The sequence below is a fragment of the Seongchinamella sediminis genome, assembly GCF_003457605.1.
In the GTDB taxonomy this organism is placed as follows: domain Bacteria; phylum Pseudomonadota; class Gammaproteobacteria; order Pseudomonadales; family Halieaceae; genus Halioglobus; species Halioglobus sediminis.
Genome location: NZ_QRAN01000002.1, coordinates 278,844 through 298,279 on the forward strand (window position 1 = coordinate 278,844; position 19,436 = coordinate 298,279).

Annotated in this window: 18 protein-coding genes; 11 read left to right on the plus strand and 7 right to left on the minus strand. The window is 63.7% G+C overall.

Annotated features, from left to right (window positions below):
- From DWB85_RS02805 to DWB85_RS02845, 9 genes are read left to right on the plus strand one after another with little or no spacing between them, the layout of a single operon-like run.
- Positions 1-648, plus strand: coding sequence for a ubiquinone biosynthesis accessory factor UbiJ (locus DWB85_RS02805; protein ID WP_117952676.1), 648 nt, complete (start codon positions 1-3; stop codon positions 646-648).
- 1 nt (position 649) lies between these two features.
- Positions 650-2,293, plus strand: a complete 1,644-nt coding sequence (gene ubiB / locus DWB85_RS02810) for a ubiquinone biosynthesis regulatory protein kinase UbiB (RefSeq protein ID WP_117952677.1) — start codon at positions 650-652, stop codon at positions 2,291-2,293.
- 36 nt (positions 2,294-2,329) lie between these two features.
- Complete coding sequence (gene hisI, locus DWB85_RS02815) at positions 2,330-2,722, plus strand: phosphoribosyl-AMP cyclohydrolase (protein ID WP_117952678.1); 393 nt, start codon at positions 2,330-2,332, stop codon at positions 2,720-2,722.
- Positions 2,722-3,069 (plus strand): phosphoribosyl-ATP diphosphatase, encoded by a 348-nt coding sequence (locus tag DWB85_RS02820; RefSeq protein ID WP_117952679.1) that lies wholly within the window; start codon positions 2,722-2,724, stop codon positions 3,067-3,069. Before hisI ends, DWB85_RS02820 begins: the two co-directional genes overlap by 1 nt.
- 13 nt (positions 3,070-3,082) lie before the next feature.
- Positions 3,083-3,295 carry a twin-arginine translocase TatA/TatE family subunit gene (gene tatA / locus DWB85_RS02825; protein ID WP_117952680.1) on the plus strand — a complete coding sequence of 71 codons (213 nt, stop codon included), beginning with the start codon at positions 3,083-3,085 and terminating at the stop codon, positions 3,293-3,295.
- Between the two features lie 13 nt (positions 3,296-3,308).
- The gene (gene tatB / locus DWB85_RS02830; protein WP_117952681.1) at positions 3,309-3,638 is read left to right on the plus strand and encodes a Sec-independent protein translocase protein TatB; all 330 of its coding nucleotides are present in this window, start codon (positions 3,309-3,311) and stop codon (positions 3,636-3,638) included.
- Positions 3,635-4,393 carry a twin-arginine translocase subunit TatC gene (tatC, locus tag DWB85_RS02835; RefSeq protein ID WP_117952682.1) on the plus strand — a complete coding sequence of 253 codons (759 nt, stop codon included), beginning with the start codon at positions 3,635-3,637 and terminating at the stop codon, positions 4,391-4,393. Before tatB ends, tatC begins: the two co-directional genes overlap by 4 nt.
- 58 nt (positions 4,394-4,451) lie before the next feature.
- Positions 4,452-6,086, plus strand: coding sequence for a mechanosensitive ion channel family protein (locus DWB85_RS02840; protein ID WP_117952683.1), 1,635 nt, complete (start codon positions 4,452-4,454; stop codon positions 6,084-6,086).
- A complete protein-coding gene (locus DWB85_RS02845; RefSeq protein ID WP_117952684.1) occupies positions 6,083-7,852 on the plus strand; it encodes an ABC transporter transmembrane domain-containing protein in 1,770 nt (589 codons plus the stop codon). Before DWB85_RS02840 ends, DWB85_RS02845 begins: the two co-directional genes overlap by 4 nt.
- On the opposite strand, the gene DWB85_RS02850 is transcribed toward DWB85_RS02845, so the two are convergent.
- From DWB85_RS02850 to DWB85_RS02880, 7 genes are all read right to left on the minus strand, one after another.
- Complete coding sequence (locus tag DWB85_RS02850; protein WP_239017199.1) at positions 7,853-8,926, minus strand: hemerythrin domain-containing protein; 1,074 nt, start codon at positions 8,924-8,926, stop codon at positions 7,853-7,855.
- A 180-nt stretch (positions 8,927-9,106) separates the two neighbouring features.
- Positions 9,107-10,459 (minus strand): NAD(P)(+) transhydrogenase (Re/Si-specific) subunit beta, encoded by a 1,353-nt coding sequence (locus DWB85_RS02855; protein ID WP_117952685.1) that lies wholly within the window; start codon positions 10,457-10,459, stop codon positions 9,107-9,109.
- A gap of 5 nt (positions 10,460-10,464) precedes the next feature.
- The gene (locus DWB85_RS02860) at positions 10,465-10,752 is read right to left on the minus strand and encodes an NAD(P) transhydrogenase subunit alpha part 2 (RefSeq protein ID WP_117952686.1); all 288 of its coding nucleotides are present in this window, start codon (positions 10,750-10,752) and stop codon (positions 10,465-10,467) included.
- A gap of 2 nt (positions 10,753-10,754) precedes the next feature.
- A complete protein-coding gene (locus DWB85_RS02865; protein ID WP_117952687.1) occupies positions 10,755-11,897 on the minus strand; it encodes a Re/Si-specific NAD(P)(+) transhydrogenase subunit alpha in 1,143 nt (380 codons plus the stop codon).
- Between the two features lie 351 nt (positions 11,898-12,248).
- Positions 12,249-14,522, minus strand: a complete 2,274-nt coding sequence (locus DWB85_RS02870; protein WP_162845982.1) for an ATP-dependent DNA helicase — start codon at positions 14,520-14,522, stop codon at positions 12,249-12,251.
- Entirely contained in the window at positions 14,515-16,146 is a 1,632-nt protein-coding gene (locus tag DWB85_RS02875) for a VRR-NUC domain-containing protein (RefSeq protein ID WP_117952689.1), read from the minus strand. The genes DWB85_RS02870 and DWB85_RS02875 overlap by 8 nt, the downstream gene beginning before the upstream one ends.
- A 13-nt stretch (positions 16,147-16,159) precedes the next feature.
- Complete coding sequence (locus DWB85_RS02880) at positions 16,160-17,320, minus strand: PQQ-dependent sugar dehydrogenase (protein WP_117952690.1); 1,161 nt, start codon at positions 17,318-17,320, stop codon at positions 16,160-16,162.
- A 180-nt stretch (positions 17,321-17,500) separates the two neighbouring features.
- Here DWB85_RS02880 and nhaC point away from each other — a divergent pair, with 180 nt between their 5' ends.
- Together nhaC and DWB85_RS02890 are read left to right on the plus strand one after the other, a co-directional pair.
- Entirely contained in the window at positions 17,501-18,952 is a 1,452-nt protein-coding gene (nhaC, locus tag DWB85_RS02885) for a Na+/H+ antiporter NhaC (protein ID WP_117952691.1), read from the plus strand.
- Positions 18,949-19,419 (plus strand): acyl-CoA thioesterase, encoded by a 471-nt coding sequence (locus DWB85_RS02890; RefSeq protein ID WP_117952692.1) that lies wholly within the window; start codon positions 18,949-18,951, stop codon positions 19,417-19,419. Before nhaC ends, DWB85_RS02890 begins: the two co-directional genes overlap by 4 nt.
- Positions 19,420-19,436: the final 17 nt, after the last annotated feature.

The following is a 19,436-nucleotide window of genomic DNA, read 5'->3' on the forward strand; positions in this document are numbered from 1 at the left end:
ATGAGTGGCGTCATCAATCCGACCCTGCACACCGCCGGTCTGGCGGCAGCGGAAACCGCGCTCAACCGGGCGCTGGAACTGGCGCCGGCCGGGTCGGGCCGGCTGGCGGGGCTGGACCACTGCGTTTTTGCCCTGCACTGCACCGCTCCGGCGGTGGAGGTCTACCTGCAGCCGGAAGACGGGCGGATCAGCTTGATGGGGGTTTACGATGGCCCGGTGACCACCTCGATCCGCGGCAAGGCCTCGGATTTCGCCGAGCTGGCCACCGCCCGCGACCCCGCCGCCGCGCTGATTAACGGCGCCCTGGAACTGCACGGCGACAGCGCTCCCCTGCTGGAGCTGCAGTCCATCATCGCCGGGCTGGATGTGGACTGGGAGGCCCCGCTGGTGGGCGCCCTGGGCGATGTGGCCGGCCACCAGCTGGCCCAGTTCCTGCGCGACAGCTTTCACTGGGGCAAACAGGCGTCGGCGAGTTTGAGCCGCCAGCTGGATGAATTCATTCACGAGGAGGCGAGGTTGTGCCCGCCGCGGCTGGAACTGGAAGATTTTTACCGGGATGTGCAGGAGCTCGGCCTGCGCGTTGAGCGCCTGGAGTCCAGGGCCGCGCGACTGCGCAGGAAACTGCGCCAGCAGGCGGTAAAGCGCTGACATGTCCCGCGCGCTTCGCCTGCTGAAAATATTCCGCACCATCGGGCGCTATCGCCTCGATGAACTCGCAGATACCAGCAGGCTGCGGCCGCCGGTGCGCTGGGCTTTGCGGCTTTCGCCCTGGCGGCTGAACCGTGCCCCCGAACTCCCCCGGGCCGTGCGGCTGCGCCGGGCGCTGGAAGAGCTGGGGCCGGTTTTCATCAAGTTCGGGCAAATGCTGTCTACCCGCAGGGATTTGTTACCCGAAGACATTGCCGACGAACTGGCCAGGCTGCAGGACCAGGTACCGCCGTTTCCCGAGCAGCAGGCTATCGCCATTATCGAAGCCGCGCTGGGGCAGTCGGTGAACGAACTCTACGCCAGTTTCGAGGCCAGTCCCATGGCCTCAGCCTCCGTTGCCCAGGTACACGCCGCGCGCCTGCACAGCGGCGAGGAGGTCGTGGTCAAGGTTGTGCGCCCTGACATCGAGCCGGTTATCCGCCAGGACCTGGCGCTGATGTTCTCGCTGGCCAAGCTGGTGCAGCGCTACGTGCCCGACGGCAGGCGCCTGCGTCCGGTGGAAGTGGTGCGCGACTACGAGCTGATTATTCTCGACGAACTGGACCTCAATCGCGAGGCCGCCAATGCCTCCCAGCTGCGGCGCAACTTCGAGGACGGCAAGCTGGTATATGTACCCCAGGTATACTGGGACTATACCCGTCGCAATGTCTTCACCATGGAGCGCATCAGCGGCATCCCGGTTACCGACATGGCTACCCTGCGGGCCAGGAATGTGGACCTCAAGCTGCTCGCCGAGCGCGGAGTGGAGATCTTCTTTACCCAGGTCCTGCGAGACAGCTTCTTCCACGCCGACATGCACCCGGGAAACATTTTCGTCGATGCCAGTGACCCGGCGGACCCCACCTACATCGCCGTTGACTGCGCCATTATCGGCGCCCTGTCGGAATCCGACCAGTACTACCTGGCGCGCAACCTGTTGGCCATTTTCCGCCGCGACTACCACGAGGTTGCCCAGTTGCATGTGGAGTGCGGCTGGGTCCCCGCCGATACCCGGGTCCAGGACTTCGAATCCGCCATGCGTGCGGTCTGCGAACCCGTGTTCGAGCGGCCGATCAGTGAAATTTCCTTCGGCCAGCTGCTGATCTATCTGTTCCAAACCGCCCGGCGCTTCGACATGGAGGTCCAGCCCTCGCTGGTATTGCTGCAGAAGACCCTGCTCAACATCGAGGGGCTGGGACGGCAGCTGTATCCCGACCTCAACCTGTGGGATACCGCACAACCATTCCTGGAGGAATGGGTGGCCGATCGCTACTCGCCCCAGTCGATGCTGCGGCGGCTGCAACGTCACGCCCCCTCCTGGCTGGAGCAGCTGCCACAGCTGCCGGACGTGGTCATGGACAACCTGCAACACGCCCGCGAACTGGAACAGCGCGTTAGCCGACAACAACTGCGGGCGCGGCAACAGCAGGAAGAAGCCAGGACCGATACCCGGCGTCACCAGCGCCAGCTCGCGGCGGCACTGGTGTGCGGCGCCGCTGCCCTCAGCGCCTTCCCGGGCGCGTGGCAACAACTGTCCGCGGCACCCCCGGTAAGCTGGCTGCTGGCCGGCATCGGCCTGGTACTGCTGTGGCCCCGCGAGCCCTGAGCTGTGACATAATAGCCAGCTCGCACGGAGTAGATGATGAGTCTGAGTAACGATATCAAGTGGAACGATGCCGGCCTGGTGGCGGCGATTGCCCAGGACTGGCAAAGTGGCGAGGTACTGATGATGGCCTGGATGAACCGGGAGTCACTGGACCTGACCCTGCAGGAGCAGCGCGCTGTTTACTATTCGCGCTCGCGCGCGAGCCTCTGGCGCAAGGGCGAGGAATCCGGCAATGTGCAGCAACTCAAGGAACTGCGCATCGACTGCGACGGCGACGCCGTGCTGCTGAAGGTCGAACAGCTGGGCGGGATTGCCTGCCACACCGGCCGTCGCAGCTGTTTCTACCGCCGGGCCAGCGACAGCGGCGAGCTGGAGATCACCGATGGGGTGATCAGGAACCCGGCCGATATGTATGGGTCCAAGCACTGATGAACGATATTCTGCAGCAACTGGCCGCGATTCTGGAGCAGCGCAAGGCCTGCGCTGAAGCAGACACCTCCTACGTCGCCAGCCTCCACCAGAAAGGTCTCAACAAGATCCTCGAAAAAGTGGGGGAGGAGGCGACGGAGGCCATCATCGCCGCCAAGGAACTGCAGGCCGGCGGCAGCCGGGAAGCGCTGGTTGGCGAAGTCGCCGACCTCTGGTTTCACAGCATGGTAATGCTGTCACACCTGGACATTGACCCGGACGAAATAGGCGCATGCCTGGCGGCACGCTTCGGTATATCCGGGCTGGAAGAAAAAGCGAGCCGCGGGCAACAGGGTAAACATACTTGATACGGAGAACGTCATGGGAATAGGTGGAATAAGCGTCTGGCAGTTGCTGATCATACTGGCCATTGTAATCATGCTGTTCGGCACCAAGCGGCTGCGCACCCTGGGTTCCGACCTGGGCAGCGCGGTAAAGGGCTTCCGCAAGAGCATGGGCGAGGACGAGTCCACGGCCGAGAAAACGACCGCCGAGGACGAGAGTACCGATACGCCTGCCGACAAGAAGCCCTAGCTGATGAACGGCCATGTTTGATATCGGTTTCGCTGAACTCGTTATCATCGCGATAGTGGGCCTGCTGGTGATTGGCCCGGAACGACTGCCCGGGGCCATTCGCACCGGCAGCGCCTGGCTGGGGCGTATCAAGCGCGGCTTTAACGATATCAAGCGCGAAGTGCAGCAGGAGTTGCACAACGACGCGGTCATGCAGGAACTGAAAAACACCGAGCAGCAACTCCGCGATGAAACCGCCAACCTGGAAGATCGGGTTCGCAGGACCGTCGACGAAGCCAAGCATCCGTCGGAACCTGAGGACAGGGCTGGTGACGCCGCCCCCGGCAACGACAAGAGCCAATGACCGAACCAGAGTCCAACGACCAGCCATTGCCGCTGGTCGCCCACCTCACCGAATTACGCGACCGCCTGCTGCGCTCGCTGCTGTCGGTGCTGGTGGTATTCATTTGCCTGTTCCCCTTTGCCAACGATATCTATGCCTTCGTCTCCGAGCCCCTGCGGGAGATGCTGCCCCCGGGGGCTACCATGATCGCCACGGAGGTCGCCTCGCCATTCCTGACGCCTTTCAAGCTCACCCTGGTGGCGGCCATTTTTATCGCCATTCCCTATATCCTGTTCCAGGCCTGGAGTTTCGTCGCCCCGGGCATGTACCGGCATGAAAAGCGCTTCGCCATCCCGCTGCTGGCCTCCAGTATCAGCCTGTTCTACCTGGGTGCGGCCTTCGCCTATTTCGTGGTTTTCCCGCTGATTTTCGCCTTTTTTACCAGTGTCGGTCCCGAGGGCATCACCATCATGACCGACATCAACAGCTACCTGAACTTCGTGCTCAAGCTGTTTTTCGCCTTTGGCATCGCCTTCGAGATTCCCATCGCGGCAATCCTGATGATCTGGGCCGGGCTGACCACCGCCGACAGCCTGGCGAGGAAGCGCCCCTACATCATTGTCGGCTGTTTCGTGTTCGGCATGCTGCTCACGCCGCCGGACATCATCTCCCAGTCGCTGCTGGCGGTGCCGATGTGGATCCTGTTCGAGTTCGGCGTGTTTTTCGGCCGCTTCCTGGAAAAAAACGCCGCCCGCTCCGGGGCCGACAGCATATAGGGAATCCCGCCTTATTTGCGCTACCATGGTCTGACCGACGACTCGCACCGGCCAGACAATGCGCACCCTCTCCCGATTACTGCTGTCTCTCACCCTGCTCGTTCCTCTGGCCTGGGGCCAGGACGAGGAAACCGTGGACGTTTCCGCGCGGGAATTGATCGAAACCGCCCAGAAGGCCGAGGAACTGGTCAAGGAAAAGGCGTCCTCCGACCCAAATGCCCTCGCGGGCCAGAGCACGCCGCTGGCAACCATGCTCGGACTGCGCGATGCAATGCGCCGCAAAGACTACGAGACCGCCGGGGAGCACCTGGACCGCCGCTACATCGACGACGCGGTAGGCCAGTACAGCGACGAGGCGCTGATCCGGGCACTGGCCTATGTCTGGAACCGCCAGAATATCAACGACATCACCTCCATCAGCGACGACCCCCAGGGAAGGCTGGACGATGGCCTGCCCAATTACCGCGACCAGATCGGCAGCGTCAGGCTGCAGGCGGAGGAAATCCCCATCTACCTGCAGCGGGTTCCCGATGGCAAGGGCGGCCGGGTGTGGAAACTGTCCAACGCCACTGTGGCGAAAATTCCCGCCATGTGGGAGGAACTGGGCTATAACGACAGCATCGTAAAAATTGCCAAGTGGCTGCCGGAATTCTATTTCCTCGGCATGGAAAACTGGCAGGTTGTCGGCGTTATCGTGTTTTTCCTCATCGCCTGGCCAATGGCCATGCTTGCCAGTTACCTGTTGATGCGGATCGCACTGCTGATTCCCAACCGTTTCCCGCTGGGCATCCAGCGCTTCTTCCACGGGCCAATGAAGTTTTTCCTGTACATCATGTTCGCCCGGGCGCTGATCAACGAGCTGGGCCTGTCCCTGACCGCGCGCATCCTGCTCGACTCCTCCGGCGTCGACTATATCGCCTTCACCGTGCTCGCCCTGGGGCTGCTGTCCCTGCTCCGCGACTACCAGATCCGCAAAATGCAGTATGCGGGCAACACCCACTACGTGGCCCTGCTGAAGCCATTCACCACCATCGTCAAGGTCCTCATGGTAACGGTCATCGCCCTGTTCTGGGCGAAGCAGGCGGGCTACGACATGTCGACCATCCTCGCCGGCCTGGGGGTGGGCTCGCTGGCAGTGGCCCTGGCGGCCCAGAAAACCCTGGAAAACGTCATCGGCGCCATCACCCTGTATACCGCCCGGCCGGTGAGCGCCGGGGACTTCTGCCGCTTCGGCAATGTCACCGGCGTGGTCGAGGAAATCGGCCTGCGCTCGACCACTATCCGCACCCTGGACAGGTCGGTACTGGTTATCCCCAACTCCATGTTCTCTTCGGTGGAGATCGAGAATTTCTCGCAACGGGACCGCATTCGCTTTTTCAAGCGCTACCAGATGGAAGTCCCGGGCTCGGCGCAGATGCAGCAGGTGCTGGCAGAGGTACGGGAAATGCTGCAGCAGCAGAACAAGGTGATGGACGAAACCATCAGCGTGCGCTTTGAAACCATCGTCGATGCCAACGCCATCCTGCGCCTCGACGCCGGCGTGGATACGCTCGATTTCCAGGAGTACCTGGCGGTGGCCGAGGCCCTCAACCTGGGCCTGCTCGACATAGCCGAGCGTGCCGGGGTCCGCTTCACCGGCCCAGCCCGGCTCAACCTCGACGCGCCCCGGGAACCGGCCAGCGCAGTGTCATGAGCAGCCCGGCGGGGGCCCTGGGTTCCCTGGTTCCGATCCTCGGCTTTCTGCGGCCCTACAAGCTGCGCTTGGTGGCGGCCAGCCTGGCACTCCTGTTCACCGCCGGGGCCACCCTCTCCCTGGGGCGCGGCTTGCAGGTACTGATCGACCAGGGGTTCGCCGGCGATAGCGCCGACCTGCGGGCCGCTATTGGCCTGCTGCTGGCCATCGCCGCGGCCATTGCCCTGGGCACCTTCCTGCGCTTTTACCTGGTGTCCTGGCTGGGCGAACGAGTCAGTGCGGACATTCGCAAGGCCGTATTCGACAATATCGTCAGGCTGCACCCGGGCTATTTCGAGACCAATCGCTCCGGCGAAATCATGTCGCGGCTCACCACCGACACCACTCTGCTGCAGACTATCATCGGCTCCTCATTCAGCATGGCCCTGCGCAGCAGCCTGACCCTGGCGGGGGCGCTGGTAATGATGGTCATTACCAATCCCGCACTGAGCCTTTACATTGCCGTCGTGGTGCCACTGGTGCTGCTGCCTATCCTGGTGTTCGGGCGCCGGGTCAGGCGCCTGTCCAATCAGAGCCAGGACAGTATCGCCAGCGTCGGCAGCTACGCCGGCGAGGTGATCCAGCACATTCGCGTGGTCCAGAGTTACACCCGGGAACAGTTTGAAAGCACGGCGTTTGCCACCGAAGTGGAACGCGCCTTCGCCATTGCCCGCCGCCGGATCCGCCAGCGGGCGCTGTTGATCTGCGCCGCTATTCTGCTCATGTTTATCGGCATGTCGGGAATGATCTGGTCTGGCGGACAGGATGTGATTGCCGGCGAAATGAGCGGTGGCGAACTGGGCGCGTTCGCCTTTTACGCCATCATGGTCGGCTCGGGCGTGGCGACCATTTCCGAGGTCTGGGGGGAATTACAACGGGCGGCGGGGGCCGCGGAACGCCTGCTCGAGTTGCTCAACACCCGCAGCCTGATTGCCGACCCGGGAGAGCAGGGCGCAGTATACAGCAGCAGCCAGCCGGCGCTGGCCCTGGAGGAGGTGAGCTTTTGCTATCCCACGCGGCCGGAAGTGGCGGCGCTCGATCGCGTCAGCCTGCAGATTCCCGCCGGGCGCTCGCTGGCCCTGGTGGGACCCTCAGGCGCCGGCAAGTCCACCGTATTTGAACTCCTGCAGCGTTTTTATGACCCCCAGTCCGGCAGCATCAGCCTGGACGGCAGGGATATTCGCAGCCTGGGGCTGCAACAGCTGCGTCAGCAAATAGCCCTGGTGCCACAACAGCCGGCCCTGTTCACCGGTGACGTCAGCTACAACATCGCCTACGGCAGGCCCGGCGCCAGCGAGGACGACATCGTGGCCGCCGCCCGCGCCGCCCACGCCCATGAGTTCATCACCGGGCTTCCCGAGGGTTACGCCAGTCATCTGGGAGAGCAGGGGGTGAGGTTGTCCGGCGGCCAGCGCCAGCGGATTGCCCTGGCTCGCGCGATACTGAATAACCCCCGGATTTTGCTGCTGGATGAAGCCACCAGCGCGCTGGACAGTGACAGCGAATACCATGTGCAACAGGCGCTGGCAGAGATCATGCACGAGCGCACCACGGTGATCATTGCCCATCGCCTGTCGACCATCCAGCATGCCGACTGCATCGCGGTGCTGGATCAGGGCCGACTGGTAGCCACCGGAACCCACCAGGAATTACTGGCCAGCTGCCCCCTCTACCAGCGCTTGGCGCGGTTGCAGTTTCGCGAGAAAAGCGCCGCCAGCCAGGGCTGATCAGTCGTCAAACAGTGCGCCGCGCTCGCGCCGCTCCCGGTTCACCCGGCCCAGGTCATCAACCACCTCACGGGAGATCTCGAGCATATCGCCCAGCAGGCGATAACCTACTTTCACGTTGTTCAGCGAGCAGCGCAGGGGGGCACTCAGCGGCGCCTCGCGAAACATTTCGCGGGAATCATCCAGCGCCACCCGCAAATGGTCGCCAGCGGTCTCGCGGGCGGTATCAGCGGCCAGGGACAGCACTTCCAGCGACTCTATCAAGGCCTCTATGCCCACCCACTCCTGGACAACACCGCGCTCCACCCGGCGGCGAACACCGCGGCGCAGGCGCCGGGCGAGGTTGCGAAACTCCCGTTGCACCCGGGGACCGAATACCGGCGCCGATACCGCCCGCAACTCGTCGTCCTCGGCCAGCTCCCGCCAGTCATCGAGACTGAGCACCGATTCGATGTGGGGAAAAACGACTTTTTCCTCCACGTTCATGTGGTCGTACATATGGCCCACATACTCGCGCCCGGCCTTGACGATGGCAGAGCCTTTCAGCTCGCCCTCACGCCAGCGCTCAATGTCCCGGAGCAATTGCTGACCACGACCGGCGGTGGCATCGTGATCGCGCTGCAGGGCATCAACTTCCTCCGCGGCCTTGCGGTCGAGCTCCGCAACCCGGCCGTAGATCAGGTCCTCCCGGGGATGGTGGTAGCGGTCCGGCCAGCTGGCCATGTAATCCATGACCTCGTAGACCACGTGGGCATCCACCGGCTCGCCGGCCTCGATGGCCTGCAGCTGGTCGGTAAACAGTTGCATCACCGTGGCGATATGCCGGTGCTCCGCGCGCAGCGCTTTCATCAGCGGCTGCTCCGGCCCCGGGGCCGGCTTTTCCGCGGCCGGCTGCTCCCATGCCTGGCGACTGTAACCCGCCTGCGCCTTGCCACGGCTGGCGGACTGCTGCTTCGGGCTGGCCGCTTTCTTGCGCTTTGCGGGGGCTTTCTTGCGCTTCGCGGGGGCTTTCTTGCCCGCCGCCGGTTTGCTGGCGCTGGCTTTTTTTGCTGCGGCTTCTGTTGCTGCGGCCATGGGGGTACTCCTCAATTGCTGATCCCAGCATAGGACGTCAGCCTAGCCTGTCCAGTGCCGGGAGACATTGATCAGTCTCATGGAAAGCAGGAAGCCACGAACGGGGCAATTTGCTGAACCAGTCGACTGCAGATACAAAAACGCCGGCACTGGGCCGGCGTCTGGTAGGCGCTTGCGCCGTTAACTGAACTCGCGGATCAGGCCGCCAATCGACTCCTTGGCGTCGCCAAACAGCATCCGCGTGTTGTCCTTGTAGAACAGCGGGTTTTCGATGCCGGCGAAGCCGGAGGCCATGGAGCGCTTGAGCACAAACACCGTGCGCGCCTGGTCCACGTTGATCACCGGCATACCATAGATCGGGCTGCCCTCGTTCTCGCGGGCTGCCGGGTTCACCACATCGTTGGCACCGATCACAATGGCCACGTCGACATTCTCCATGCGCGGGTTGATGTCATCCATTTCCAGCAGCTGGTCATAGGGCACATCGGCTTCCGCCAGCAGCACGTTCATGTGGCCGGGCATACGCCCCGCCACCGGGTGGATGCCGAAGTTCACTTCCGCGCCGTTTTCTTCCATCAGTTCCATCAGTTCCTTCACCACGTGCTGGGCCTGGGCCACCGCCATACCGTAGCCGGGAATAATGGCCACGCTGGAGGCCGCTTCCAGCACGTAAAAGGCATCTTCCACCGAAATCGGCTTGATTTCGCCCTCTACTTCCGTGGTGTCCTGCTTGCCGCTGCCAAAGCCGGAGAACAGCACATTGGACAGGGAGCGGTTCATCGCCTTGCACATGATCTGGGTAAGAATGATACCCGAGGCGCCCACCAGGGAGCCCGCCACGATCAGGATGTTGTTGTCTACCGCAAAGCCGGCAGCGCAGGCCGCCAGACCGGAGTAGGAGTTCAACAGGGAGATCACCACCGGCATGTCAGCACCGCCAATGGGAATAACCGCCATGATGCCAAACACCAGCGACAGGCCGATAACCACGAACAGCCAGGTCAGGTTGCTGGGATCCAGGCAGAACATCACCGCACCGCCGAGAATGCCCATCACGATCAGGCTGTTCACCACTTGCTGGCCACTGAACAATACCGCTCCGGAGCCAATGGTCTCGGAGAGTTTGCCGTAGGCGACCAGCGAACCGGTAAAGGTCAGGCCGCCGATCAGGATGGACAAAATAATGGTCACCAGGGTGAACGTACCGGCCTCCGGCGAAAATGCGGCCCAGCCCACCAGTAGCGAAGCCATGCCGCCGAAACCATTGAACAGTGCCACCATTTCCGGCATCGACGTCATTTGCACCATCCGTGCCGCGGCGGCACCGATAGCACCACCGACGACAATGCCAATGACGATCCACTGGTAATCGACGATCCCCTGGTCCAGCAGGGCGGCGACAATGGCCACCAGCATGCCGGTGGAGGAAATCATGTTGCCGCGACGGGCGGTCGCCGGCGAACCCAGCTGCTTCAGGCCGAAAATAAACAGGCCGCCGGCAACCACGTAGGCAAATTGAATCATTGTCTCCATGTGGCTTAGCCCTCCTTCTTCTTGAACATGGCGAGCATGCGATCGGTTACCAGATAACCGCCCACCACGTTAATGGAGGCCAGGGCCACGGCACCGGCGCCCAGCCAGTTGGCCAGGTCCTGGTTGCCGGTTCCCGCGAGGCTGATGGCGCCCACCACCGTGATGCCGGAAATCGCGTTGGCGCCGGACATCAGGGGCGTGTGCAGGGTAGCGGGTACCTTGTTGATCAATTCAAAGCCCAGGAAGATGGACAGCATCAGGATAAATGTCAGGAATACTTCTGCGGGTATCATGATTAAGCTCCCCCTTCCACGATATTCTTGATGGTTTCATTGGTGATATCACCGCCGTGGGTGATGATGCAGCCGGGGAGTATGTCGCCCTCGAAGTCCACCACGAATAGCTTTTTGTCGTCGCACCAGCTGTCTTCCACCAGGTTGAACAGGTTGGAGGAATACATCTGGCTGGCGTCGACAGCTACCTCACCGGCCAGGTTGCCCTTGCCGATGATGGTGACCCCGGACCACTCCACGGTCTCATTCGGCACCGAGCCTTCGACGTTGCCGCCGGTCTCCGCGGCCATGTCGACGATGACCGATCCGGGTGCCATGCCCTCAATCATGTCCTTGGTCACCAGTACCGGCGGCTTGCGGCCAAACACCTGGGCGGTGGTAATTACCACATCCGATTTGGCAATCACGTCTTTCTGCGCCTGGCGCTGGATTGCAACCTGCTCCGGGGTCAGCTCCTTGGCATAACCGCCGGCGGTTTCGCCGGTTTCACCGAGGTCGATCTCGAGGAATTTGGCGCCCAGGGATTGCACCTGCTCGGCGACCACCGGGCGGGTGTCAAAGGCGGTAACCTTGGCGCCGAGGCGTTTGGCGGTGGCGATGGCCTGCAGGCCGGCGACACCGGCGCCGATCACGAACACGTTGGCCGGTTTCAGGGTGCCGGCCGGCGTCATCATCATCGGGAAGATTCGCGGCAGGGCCATGGCCGCCTCGATCACCATCTGGTATCCCGCCAGGTTGGCCTGGGAGCTCAAGGCATCCATTTTCTGGCTGCGGGTGGTGCGGGGGATCATTTCCATGGAAATGGAGGTGATGCCGGCATCCCTGAACGCTTTGACCAGCTCGTGCTCGTTAAAAGGATCGAGGTAGCTGATGTGGATGGCGCCGCGCTTCATCAGGGCGATTTCATCCAGCGCCGGCTTGCGCAGTCGCAGCAGCATGTCGGCGCTGGCAAACAGCTCCTTGCGGTCAGTGGAAATAGTGGCGCCAGCGTCAGCATAGGCACTGTCGGCGAAACCGGAACCGATTCCCATGCCGGCCTCAATGACCAGATCGGCGCCCATGCGGACCAGTTTCCTGGCCACGTCTGGCGTAATGGGCACCCGGTTCTCTCCCGGATGTGTCTCCCTGGGTATTGCGATGCGCATAACGGTTGTTACCCCCCGATGCTTGTTGTGTGTTTCTTGTCGACCAGGCGCAAGGCTAAATGTTTGCCACGGCGCGCTGACGCTTTGTTGAGTTGGCCTCTCCGGGCCATTAGCCCTGCCCGCCCCAGTGGAGCGGGCCAACACTCTAGCACAGAGGCGAAAGCGCCGGAACAATGACCAATATTCATCAGATGAATTGCTCTGCCCGACTCCATAGGAGCGGTGAAGCTTGGCCCACCTGCCAGAGAGCGCACAATTTACCTGCCTGAAGGCGCCAGACAAGGACAAGGCAGCCCAAATAAATAGACCGATTCGATCGAACGGGGCCAGCTCGGTGCCGCTGACCAGGCCCTATTCCCGGTAACACCACCACGGCGGCAGCAGCGAGCGGTAGGCGGGCCAGCCATAACGGGTATCAACCAGCAGCGCCCGGCCGCAATCGGTGGCGCTTCGAACCACCCGGCCCAGGGCCTGGTCCACCTTCTGCATTGCCGGATAGAGATAGGCGTACTCAAAACCGGCACCATAGGCCTGCTGGTACCATTGGCGCAGGTTTTCCCGCTCCGAACCCACCTGTGGCAGGCCCACCCCGACGATCGCCACCGCCGACAACAGCTCACCCGGAAGATCGATCCCCTCGGAAAATACGCCACCGAGAATGCAGAAGGCGGCGACGTTATGGTGGCTGCGCAAGATCTGGAACAGTTCATCGCGTTCCTCCAGGCTTTGCCCGGGCCGCTGCTGCCACAGCCGCCGCTCGGCCCACAGCGGCGCATCCGCCTGCATCAGCGCCAGTACCGAGGCGAGGTAACGATAGGACGGAAAGTACACGATACAGTTGCCCGGGGCCTCGCGCAGGAAACGCGCCAGCCGGCGGGCCAGCCCGGGCGCACTCGCCTCCCGCTGCCGGTAGCGGGTGTCGATGGCGGTCTCCAGTTCCACCCGCAACTGCTCCGCGGCAAAGGGGGATTCCAGCCTGCGGCACACCGCCGCTTCACTGAGGCCGGTCAGCTGGCGCATCCAGTGTTGCGGTGACAGGGTGGCGGAGAAAGCAATGACAGCATGGGCGCGGGCCTGGCGCTGGGACAGCAGGCGCGAGGGATCCAGGCAGTTGAGGCCCAGGCTGAGCCCCTGCTTGCCGTCGCCCCGCTGCAGCTGCAGGCGATAGTCCCGCCCCCAGTTTTCCGCCACCCGCAACCACTGCAGCAGGGCGAAATAAAAAGCCATCAACTCCGGATTGGCCGGTACAAAGCGGGGATCGTCGGCCATGGCCCTGCCCACCGCCGCCACCACCTCTGCCAGCGGGTTCACCAGCTCAGCCGGGAGCTCCTGGCGAAACACCTCCTCGCCCCAGGCCTCCTTCTGCAATGCCAGCAAGGCCCGGTTGACCCGCTCCAGGGCGCGCCTGACCGCGGGTGAAGAACTGCGTTTAGCCCGCATCAGCTCGGCCTTGCTGAGTCTGGCGCTGTACATCTGGCGGGCCCGCTCGGGCAGGTTGTGGGCCTCGTCCACCAGCAGGCTCCAGCGCCGTTCATCCCCGGATATTAGCCTGTCCAGGCCAGCCGTCAGGCTGTAGACGTAGTGCATGTCCGCCACCACAATATCCACCCAGGGCAGCAGGTCCTGGGCCAGCTGGTAAGGGCATACCTCGTGGGCCCTGGCGATCCTCTCTACTGCCGCCCGATCCAGCACCCCGTGCTGGATGGCCTCGGCCAGGGCCCCGGGGAGGCGATCGTAGTAGCCCCGGGCGAAGGGACAGTCGTCGCCGTGGCAGGCCTTGCCCGGGGAGAAGCAGACCGACTCCTTCGCGGTCAGGGAGAGACTGGATGCCTGCATCCCCGCCCCGGCCATCAGCGCCAGGCAATCCTCGGCACTGCGCCTGCCAACGGTGCGGGCGGTCACGAATACCAGCGCCTCGTGCTTGTTTTCAGCCATGGCCTTGAGGGCCGGATAAAGCACCGCCGCGGTTTTGCCGATGCCGGTAGGCGCCTCCAGCATGGCCTGACCGCCCTGGTCGATACATTTGTAAACCAGCTCGGCTACCAGCCGCTGCCCCCGGCGAAACTCGCCGTGGGGAAAAGCAAGCCGCAGCAGGCTTGCCTGGCGGTCGCGGCGGCGCCGGGCCAGCAGCGCCAGCCAGTCGGCAAAAGCCGCCAGGGTATCGGTCAGGAACGCCCGCAATTCCGCACGACTGCAGGACTGCCGCAGCGGGACCTCCTCATCGGTGTCGATGTTCAGCCAGGTCAACTGCACGGCGACCTCGTCGAGCGACCGCTCCTCGGCGATCAGCGCGGCATAGATCCGGGCCTGGGCCAGGTGCAGGCGGCTGACCGGGGGGGGAATGTTTCCCGGGTCCACCCGGCAGGTCTTGATCTCCTCGACCAGGGCACTGGCGGGATCGAAGCCGTCTGCCCTGCCCCGCAGCTGCAGTTCGATGTCGCCCTGTTGGTGCCGGTAGCGGACCGGGTACTCGCGGAGATAGCTCTCCGGCCGGCGCCGGTAAATGCGCTGGTGGCCCTCCATGCCCTGCTCGCCCGTGGGCGAGGGGGTATAGCGATGGTCGATATCGCCAGAACGGTGACAGAAGGCCACCAGGTCACGGACGCTGAGCCTGAACTCAGTCATCCGCCCACTCCACCCGGGCAACGCTGGCGGGAATGCCTTCCCGGGCGAAGAATCGCAGCCAGCGCCGCTGGCTGTCCTGCAGGGCATCCCCGGGCCCCTTCACCTCAATCATCCGGTAGTTCCCGGGACTGCTTCCCAGCGCCAGCAGGTCGGGAAATCCGCGGCGGTTTTCTCCCGGGTCAAACAGCATGCGCCGCCATATCGCCAGCAAGTGCTGGCCGGGGATGACCTGCGCCGCTGCCGTCACCAGCGCCTCGTCCAGGTACTTCCAGTTGACCCAGCGGCACTGGTAGCCCGCGTACCTGCGCCACAGCCGCGGCAGCTCCCGCGCCAGGTCGGTGCCGGCCAGTTGCTCCAGGCGCGCCGACAGCATGTCCCGCCGGCTGGCCTGGAAGGACTGTTCGTACATGTCCGCCGGGGCCGACTGGAAGGGGTTGTTGAAGGCACCGGGCACTGGCGCGAATATCTGCTCCCAGAATGCCAGGCCGAACAGGCCATTGAGCAACAGGTTCTCGACATAATGGACCGTCGGCCACCGCGCCCGCAGGGCACTGGCGGCCAGTAACTCGACGCCGCCATCGGCGCGGGGCAGCTGCAGGTGGAGTTCGTCGAAGCGGTCCCGGCGCCGCGGCTGCGGGCGACCATCGAGCTTGCGCGCCAGGCGCGGCGCCATGCGCCTGGCCGCGTCCAGTTCTTCTTCACACCAGGGCTGCTCTGCTATCGCCTGGCACAGGGCGTAGGCCTGTGCCACGTCGCCCTCCTGCTCCAGCACCCGGGCGGCCCGTTCCCGCGCGGGGTGCAGCTCGCTCAGGCGGTAGAGCTGCAGCGCCGGCGCGCTGTGGCCCCCGCGCTCCAGCTGCCGCCCCAGCCGGTTGCAGACCCGGTACCAGCGCGGCAGAGTGGTGGCAAACCGGGGCCGGCTTGCCGCCAGCTCCCGGGCGAGGTCGAGCATGCCCGCCAGGTCATCGGCCTCGCGCAGCTCCCACCAGCGGTCTGCCTGGGCGGCACAGGCCAGGTACTCGTCCAGCTCGGCCCGCCCCGGAAACAGGCGATTGCCGCGATCCACCTGGTAGGGGTAATACCGGGCAACACCGAGGTCACTGAGGACGAAATCGGTCAGGCCCTGGCGGCGGTTACCGAAAAACAACAGCTGCAACAGGGCAACTGTATCCGGGTAGGCAGGCGCGACCACCCGGGCGCGATCGCACTCCAGCAGCGTCGGCAACAGGGACTCTGCCGGCAGCGCCGCCAGCGCCTGCAGCTGCTCCCCCTTGCCGCGACCGGTGATCGCGAACATGGCGGCAAGCTCCCGCCGGGTGCACAGCCGCCCCAGCGCTTCCGCGTCCAGGCCATCGGGTAACAGCGCCAGGCCCGCCGCGAGCAGGGCGCCGAGGGCGGATGCCTGGTCATCCAGTTCGGGGTAATCGAGTTTTCGCTCACGAAACCAGGGTCCCAGCCGCGAAACCAGCCTCACGTACAGGCACTGGGCGTCGAAGGGCTGCTGCCGGTAGGCGTTGAGGAAGGTCTGCTCCTGGACAGACAGAATATCGCCGTACTGTGACTCTACCGTATCCAGCAGGCGCAGGAAGTTGTCGCGATAGTAGTGCGGCGCAAGGTCGGGCAAGCAGCCTGGCTCCCTAGGGCTCCAGCCGAATCAGGCGGGAGCGGTCAGCGAGGGCGTACACCAGGCCGTCGGGACCCACCTGCACATCCCGGATGCGCATACCGAGATTACCCAACAGCCGGGTTTCCCGTCCGATCGAGCCGTCAGCAGCCACTTCGAGGCGGTTGATACGGGTCATTTTCATACTGGAGACCAGCAGCGAGTCCTGCCAATCGGGGTAGGTTTCCCGGGTATAGAAATCGATGCCGCCGGTCGCCAGCGAGGGTGTGTAGTAAATCAGCGGCTGCTCCATGCCCGGCTTGTGGGTACCCTCACCAATTTTGCCGCCGCCGTATTCCTCACCGTAGGTGATCACCGGCCAGCCGTAGTTCGCACCGGGCTTGAGGATGTTGATTTCGTCGCCCCCCTGGGGACCGTGCTCCGCCACCCAGATCTGCCCGCTATGGGGGTGGCGGGCGATGCCCTGGGGATTGCGGTGGCCATAGCTGTAGATTTCCGCCAGCGCCCCCGGCTTGCCGACAAAGGGGTTGTCCGCCGGAATGGCGCCGTGCTCGGTCAGGCGCAGTACCTTGCCGCTGTGATCCAGCAGGTCCTGGGCCGGCGCCCGCCGGCCGCGGTCGCCCACGGTGATATACAGGTAGCCGGCATCCAGTAACAGCCGCGAGCCAAAATGACGGCGCTGGGGATAGGCGGGTTTGGCGGTGAACAGGTCCTGCCGATCGACCAGTCTGTCTCCCTGCAGGCGGGCGCGGCTGACCCGCGTGGTCAAGCCACTGTCAATCGCCACGCTGTAGCTGAAATACACCCACTGGTTGCGCGCGAAATCGGGATGCACCAGCACGTCCAGCAGCCCCCCCTGTCCCTCGTTGGCCACCGGCGGCAGCCCGCTGATATCGCGCGTGGTCCAGCTGCCGGGAGTCACCAGCTTCATCACTCCCGGTTTTTCCGTCAGCAGGATGCGGCCGTCGGGCAGGAAGTCCATGCCCCAGGGTTCCTGCAACCATTCCAGCAGGGTCACCACACGAATTTCAGTTTTCTCGCCGGGGCCGCTGGCACTGGCATCGTTTTCCCGCAGTGGTTCTATCTGGGCGGGGCCGGGATCGGCGAGGCTGCAACTGGCAAGCAGGAGAACAGCAGCGCTGAGCAGCGCCGCCGCGGAAGCGTTCAGGGTCATTCTGGCTCAGGCATATCGGTGCAAAAGACCCCGCCATATTACGCCATCATGGCCCCCCTGTCAGATAGACAAAAGCTGTGCCCTGTACCACCGGCGCGAATTGAGGCATTCTGGCAGTCATTCATTCGATTCGGCTGGAACAGCCGGTAACGGCGTGGTGTGAGAGAAAGTCCTAACAAAATGACCCCCCTGCAGGCCTTTACCCCCATCGTCTTCCTGGTACTGATGCTGGCCTGTTCGGTCTACCTGTTCGGCCCGGACTCCTCCTACGGTGCCAACCAGATCGCGCTGATACTGGCTACCTGTATCGCGGCCCTGGTGGCCCGCCGCAGCGGCATTAGCTGGCAGCAGGCCCAGGAGGGCATTGTCCACGGCATTGGCGTGGGCCTGGGGCCTACCCTGATCCTGCTCAGCGTGGGCATGCTCATCGGTACCTGGATCCTGTGCGGCACGGTGCCGGCGATGATTTACTACGGTGTGCAGATACTGGACCCGGGCATCTTCTACGCCGCCAGCGCGGTCATTTGCGCGATTGTCGCGGTGAGCATAGGCAGCTCCTGGACCGTTGCCGGGACCCTGGGCATCGGCCTCATGGGTATCGCCGGCAGTTTCGACCTGTCGCCGGCTATCACCGCCGGCGCCATTATTTCCGGTGCCTACTTCGGCGATAAACTGTCACCCATGTCCGACACCACCAACCTGGCATCGGCAGCCACCGGGGTGGACCTGTTTGACCATATTCGCCACATGCTGTGGACCACTATCCCCAGCTTCGCCATTACCCTGCTGATATTCGCCCTGATAGGCAGTCCCGCTGGCGCAACGCCGGAACAGATCCAGCGGCTGCAGCAGTCATTGAGCAGCGAGTTCAGCATTGGCCTGCACCTGCTGTTACCGCTGGTACTGATGCTGTGGCTGGTGTTCAAGCGGTTTCCGGCATTGCCCTCGATTGTCATCAGCGCCCTGGCGGGCGCCCTGTTCGCTGTCATTTTCCAGCCTGAACAGGTACAGAAACTGGCGGGAGACAGCAGCAGCCTGGCGGCAGGTTTTGTACTGCTCAAGGGGGTCTGGATTGCCCTGTTCGACGGTTACCAGTCCAACAGCGGCAATGAATTTCTCGACGCCTTGCTGAGCAAGGGCGGCATGAGCTCCATGCTCAATACCGTGTGGCTTATCATCAGCGCCCTTGGCTTCGGCGGCGTACTCGAGCGCACCGGCATTCTCGCCTACCTGCTGGGACTGGCGTTGCGCGGCGTCAAGAGTGTCGGCTCGCTGATCGTGACCACCGTGTTCACCTGTATCGGCACCAATATTCTCGCCGCCGACCAGTTCATCGCCGTGGCGTTGCCGGGGCGCATGTTCAGGGACGCCTATACCGACAAGGACCTGTCGCGACTGAACCTGTCCCGCACCCTGGAGGACTCCGCCACCCTGACCTCGGCACTCATTCCCTGGAACACCTGTGGCGCCTATATGTCGGCCACCCTGGGGGTCGCCACTTTAAGCTACGCGCCCTACGCGTTCTTCAACCTGCTGTGCCCGTTGATCGCAATCCTCTACGGCTTCCTGCACTTCGCCCTGAAACCCGCCGCCTACGACCTGCAGGCAGGCGCCGCGGTGACCGAACCATGAGCGGCGCCCAGATCAACTGGGACTATCCACAGCCCTTCAGCCTGACCATGCGGGTAGCGGCCGACGATATCGACGGCCTGCAACACACCAACAACACGGTTTACGTCAAGTGGTGTGAGCAGGTGGCCTGGGCGCACTCGGTATCGCTGGGCCTGGACCTGGACGCCTACCGCCGGCTGGACCGGGCGATGGCCATTACCCGCAGTGAGTTTCACTACCTGCAGGCCTCCCGCGAGGGCGACGAGCTGGTCGCCGGCACCTGGATTGTCAACTGGGACCAGCGGCTGACCATGCAGCGCCGCTTCCAGCTGGTGCGGGTCAGTGACGGCGTCACCCTGCTGCGGGGAGGCATGCTGTTCGCCTGCATCGAAATTTCCAGCGGCCGGCCGCGGCGCCTGCCCCCGAAGTTTGTGGCAGGTTACAGCGGGGCTGTACTGGGGCTGGGCGACGACGAGCTGGTGCGGTAGGCCTGTCGCACTCAGCG

Excerpts from the sequence above, each read along its gene's own strand:
- tatC (WP_117952682.1), top strand. The coding sequence starts at position 3,635 with ATGACCGAACCAGAGTCCAACGACCAGCCATTGCCGCTGGTCGCCCAC.
- DWB85_RS02880 (WP_117952690.1), bottom strand. The coding sequence starts at position 17,320 with ATGACCCTGAACGCTTCCGCGGCGGCGCTGCTCAGCGCTGCTGTTCTC.
- DWB85_RS02820 (WP_117952679.1), top strand. The coding sequence starts at position 2,722 with ATGAACGATATTCTGCAGCAACTGGCCGCGATTCTGGAGCAGCGCAAG.
- nhaC (WP_117952691.1), top strand. The coding sequence starts at position 17,501 with ATGACCCCCCTGCAGGCCTTTACCCCCATCGTCTTCCTGGTACTGATG.
- tatA (WP_117952680.1), top strand. The coding sequence starts at position 3,083 with ATGGGAATAGGTGGAATAAGCGTCTGGCAGTTGCTGATCATACTGGCC.
- tatB (WP_117952681.1), top strand. The coding sequence starts at position 3,309 with ATGTTTGATATCGGTTTCGCTGAACTCGTTATCATCGCGATAGTGGGC.
- DWB85_RS02805 (WP_117952676.1), top strand. The coding sequence starts at position 1 with ATGAGTGGCGTCATCAATCCGACCCTGCACACCGCCGGTCTGGCGGCA.
- hisI (WP_117952678.1), top strand. The coding sequence starts at position 2,330 with ATGAGTCTGAGTAACGATATCAAGTGGAACGATGCCGGCCTGGTGGCG.
- ubiB (WP_117952677.1), top strand. The coding sequence starts at position 650 with ATGTCCCGCGCGCTTCGCCTGCTGAAAATATTCCGCACCATCGGGCGC.
- DWB85_RS02865 (WP_117952687.1), bottom strand. The coding sequence starts at position 11,897 with ATGCGCATCGCAATACCCAGGGAGACACATCCGGGAGAGAACCGGGTG.
- DWB85_RS02840 (WP_117952683.1), top strand. The coding sequence starts at position 4,452 with ATGCGCACCCTCTCCCGATTACTGCTGTCTCTCACCCTGCTCGTTCCT.
- DWB85_RS02860 (WP_117952686.1), bottom strand. The coding sequence starts at position 10,752 with ATGATACCCGCAGAAGTATTCCTGACATTTATCCTGATGCTGTCCATC.
- DWB85_RS02845 (WP_117952684.1), top strand. The coding sequence starts at position 6,083 with ATGAGCAGCCCGGCGGGGGCCCTGGGTTCCCTGGTTCCGATCCTCGGC.
- DWB85_RS02870 (WP_162845982.1), bottom strand. The coding sequence starts at position 14,522 with ATGACTGAGTTCAGGCTCAGCGTCCGTGACCTGGTGGCCTTCTGTCAC.
- DWB85_RS02855 (WP_117952685.1), bottom strand. The coding sequence starts at position 10,459 with ATGGAGACAATGATTCAATTTGCCTACGTGGTTGCCGGCGGCCTGTTT.
- DWB85_RS02890 (WP_117952692.1), top strand. The coding sequence starts at position 18,949 with ATGAGCGGCGCCCAGATCAACTGGGACTATCCACAGCCCTTCAGCCTG.
- DWB85_RS02850 (WP_239017199.1), bottom strand. The coding sequence starts at position 8,926 with ATGGCCGCAGCAACAGAAGCCGCAGCAAAAAAAGCCAGCGCCAGCAAA.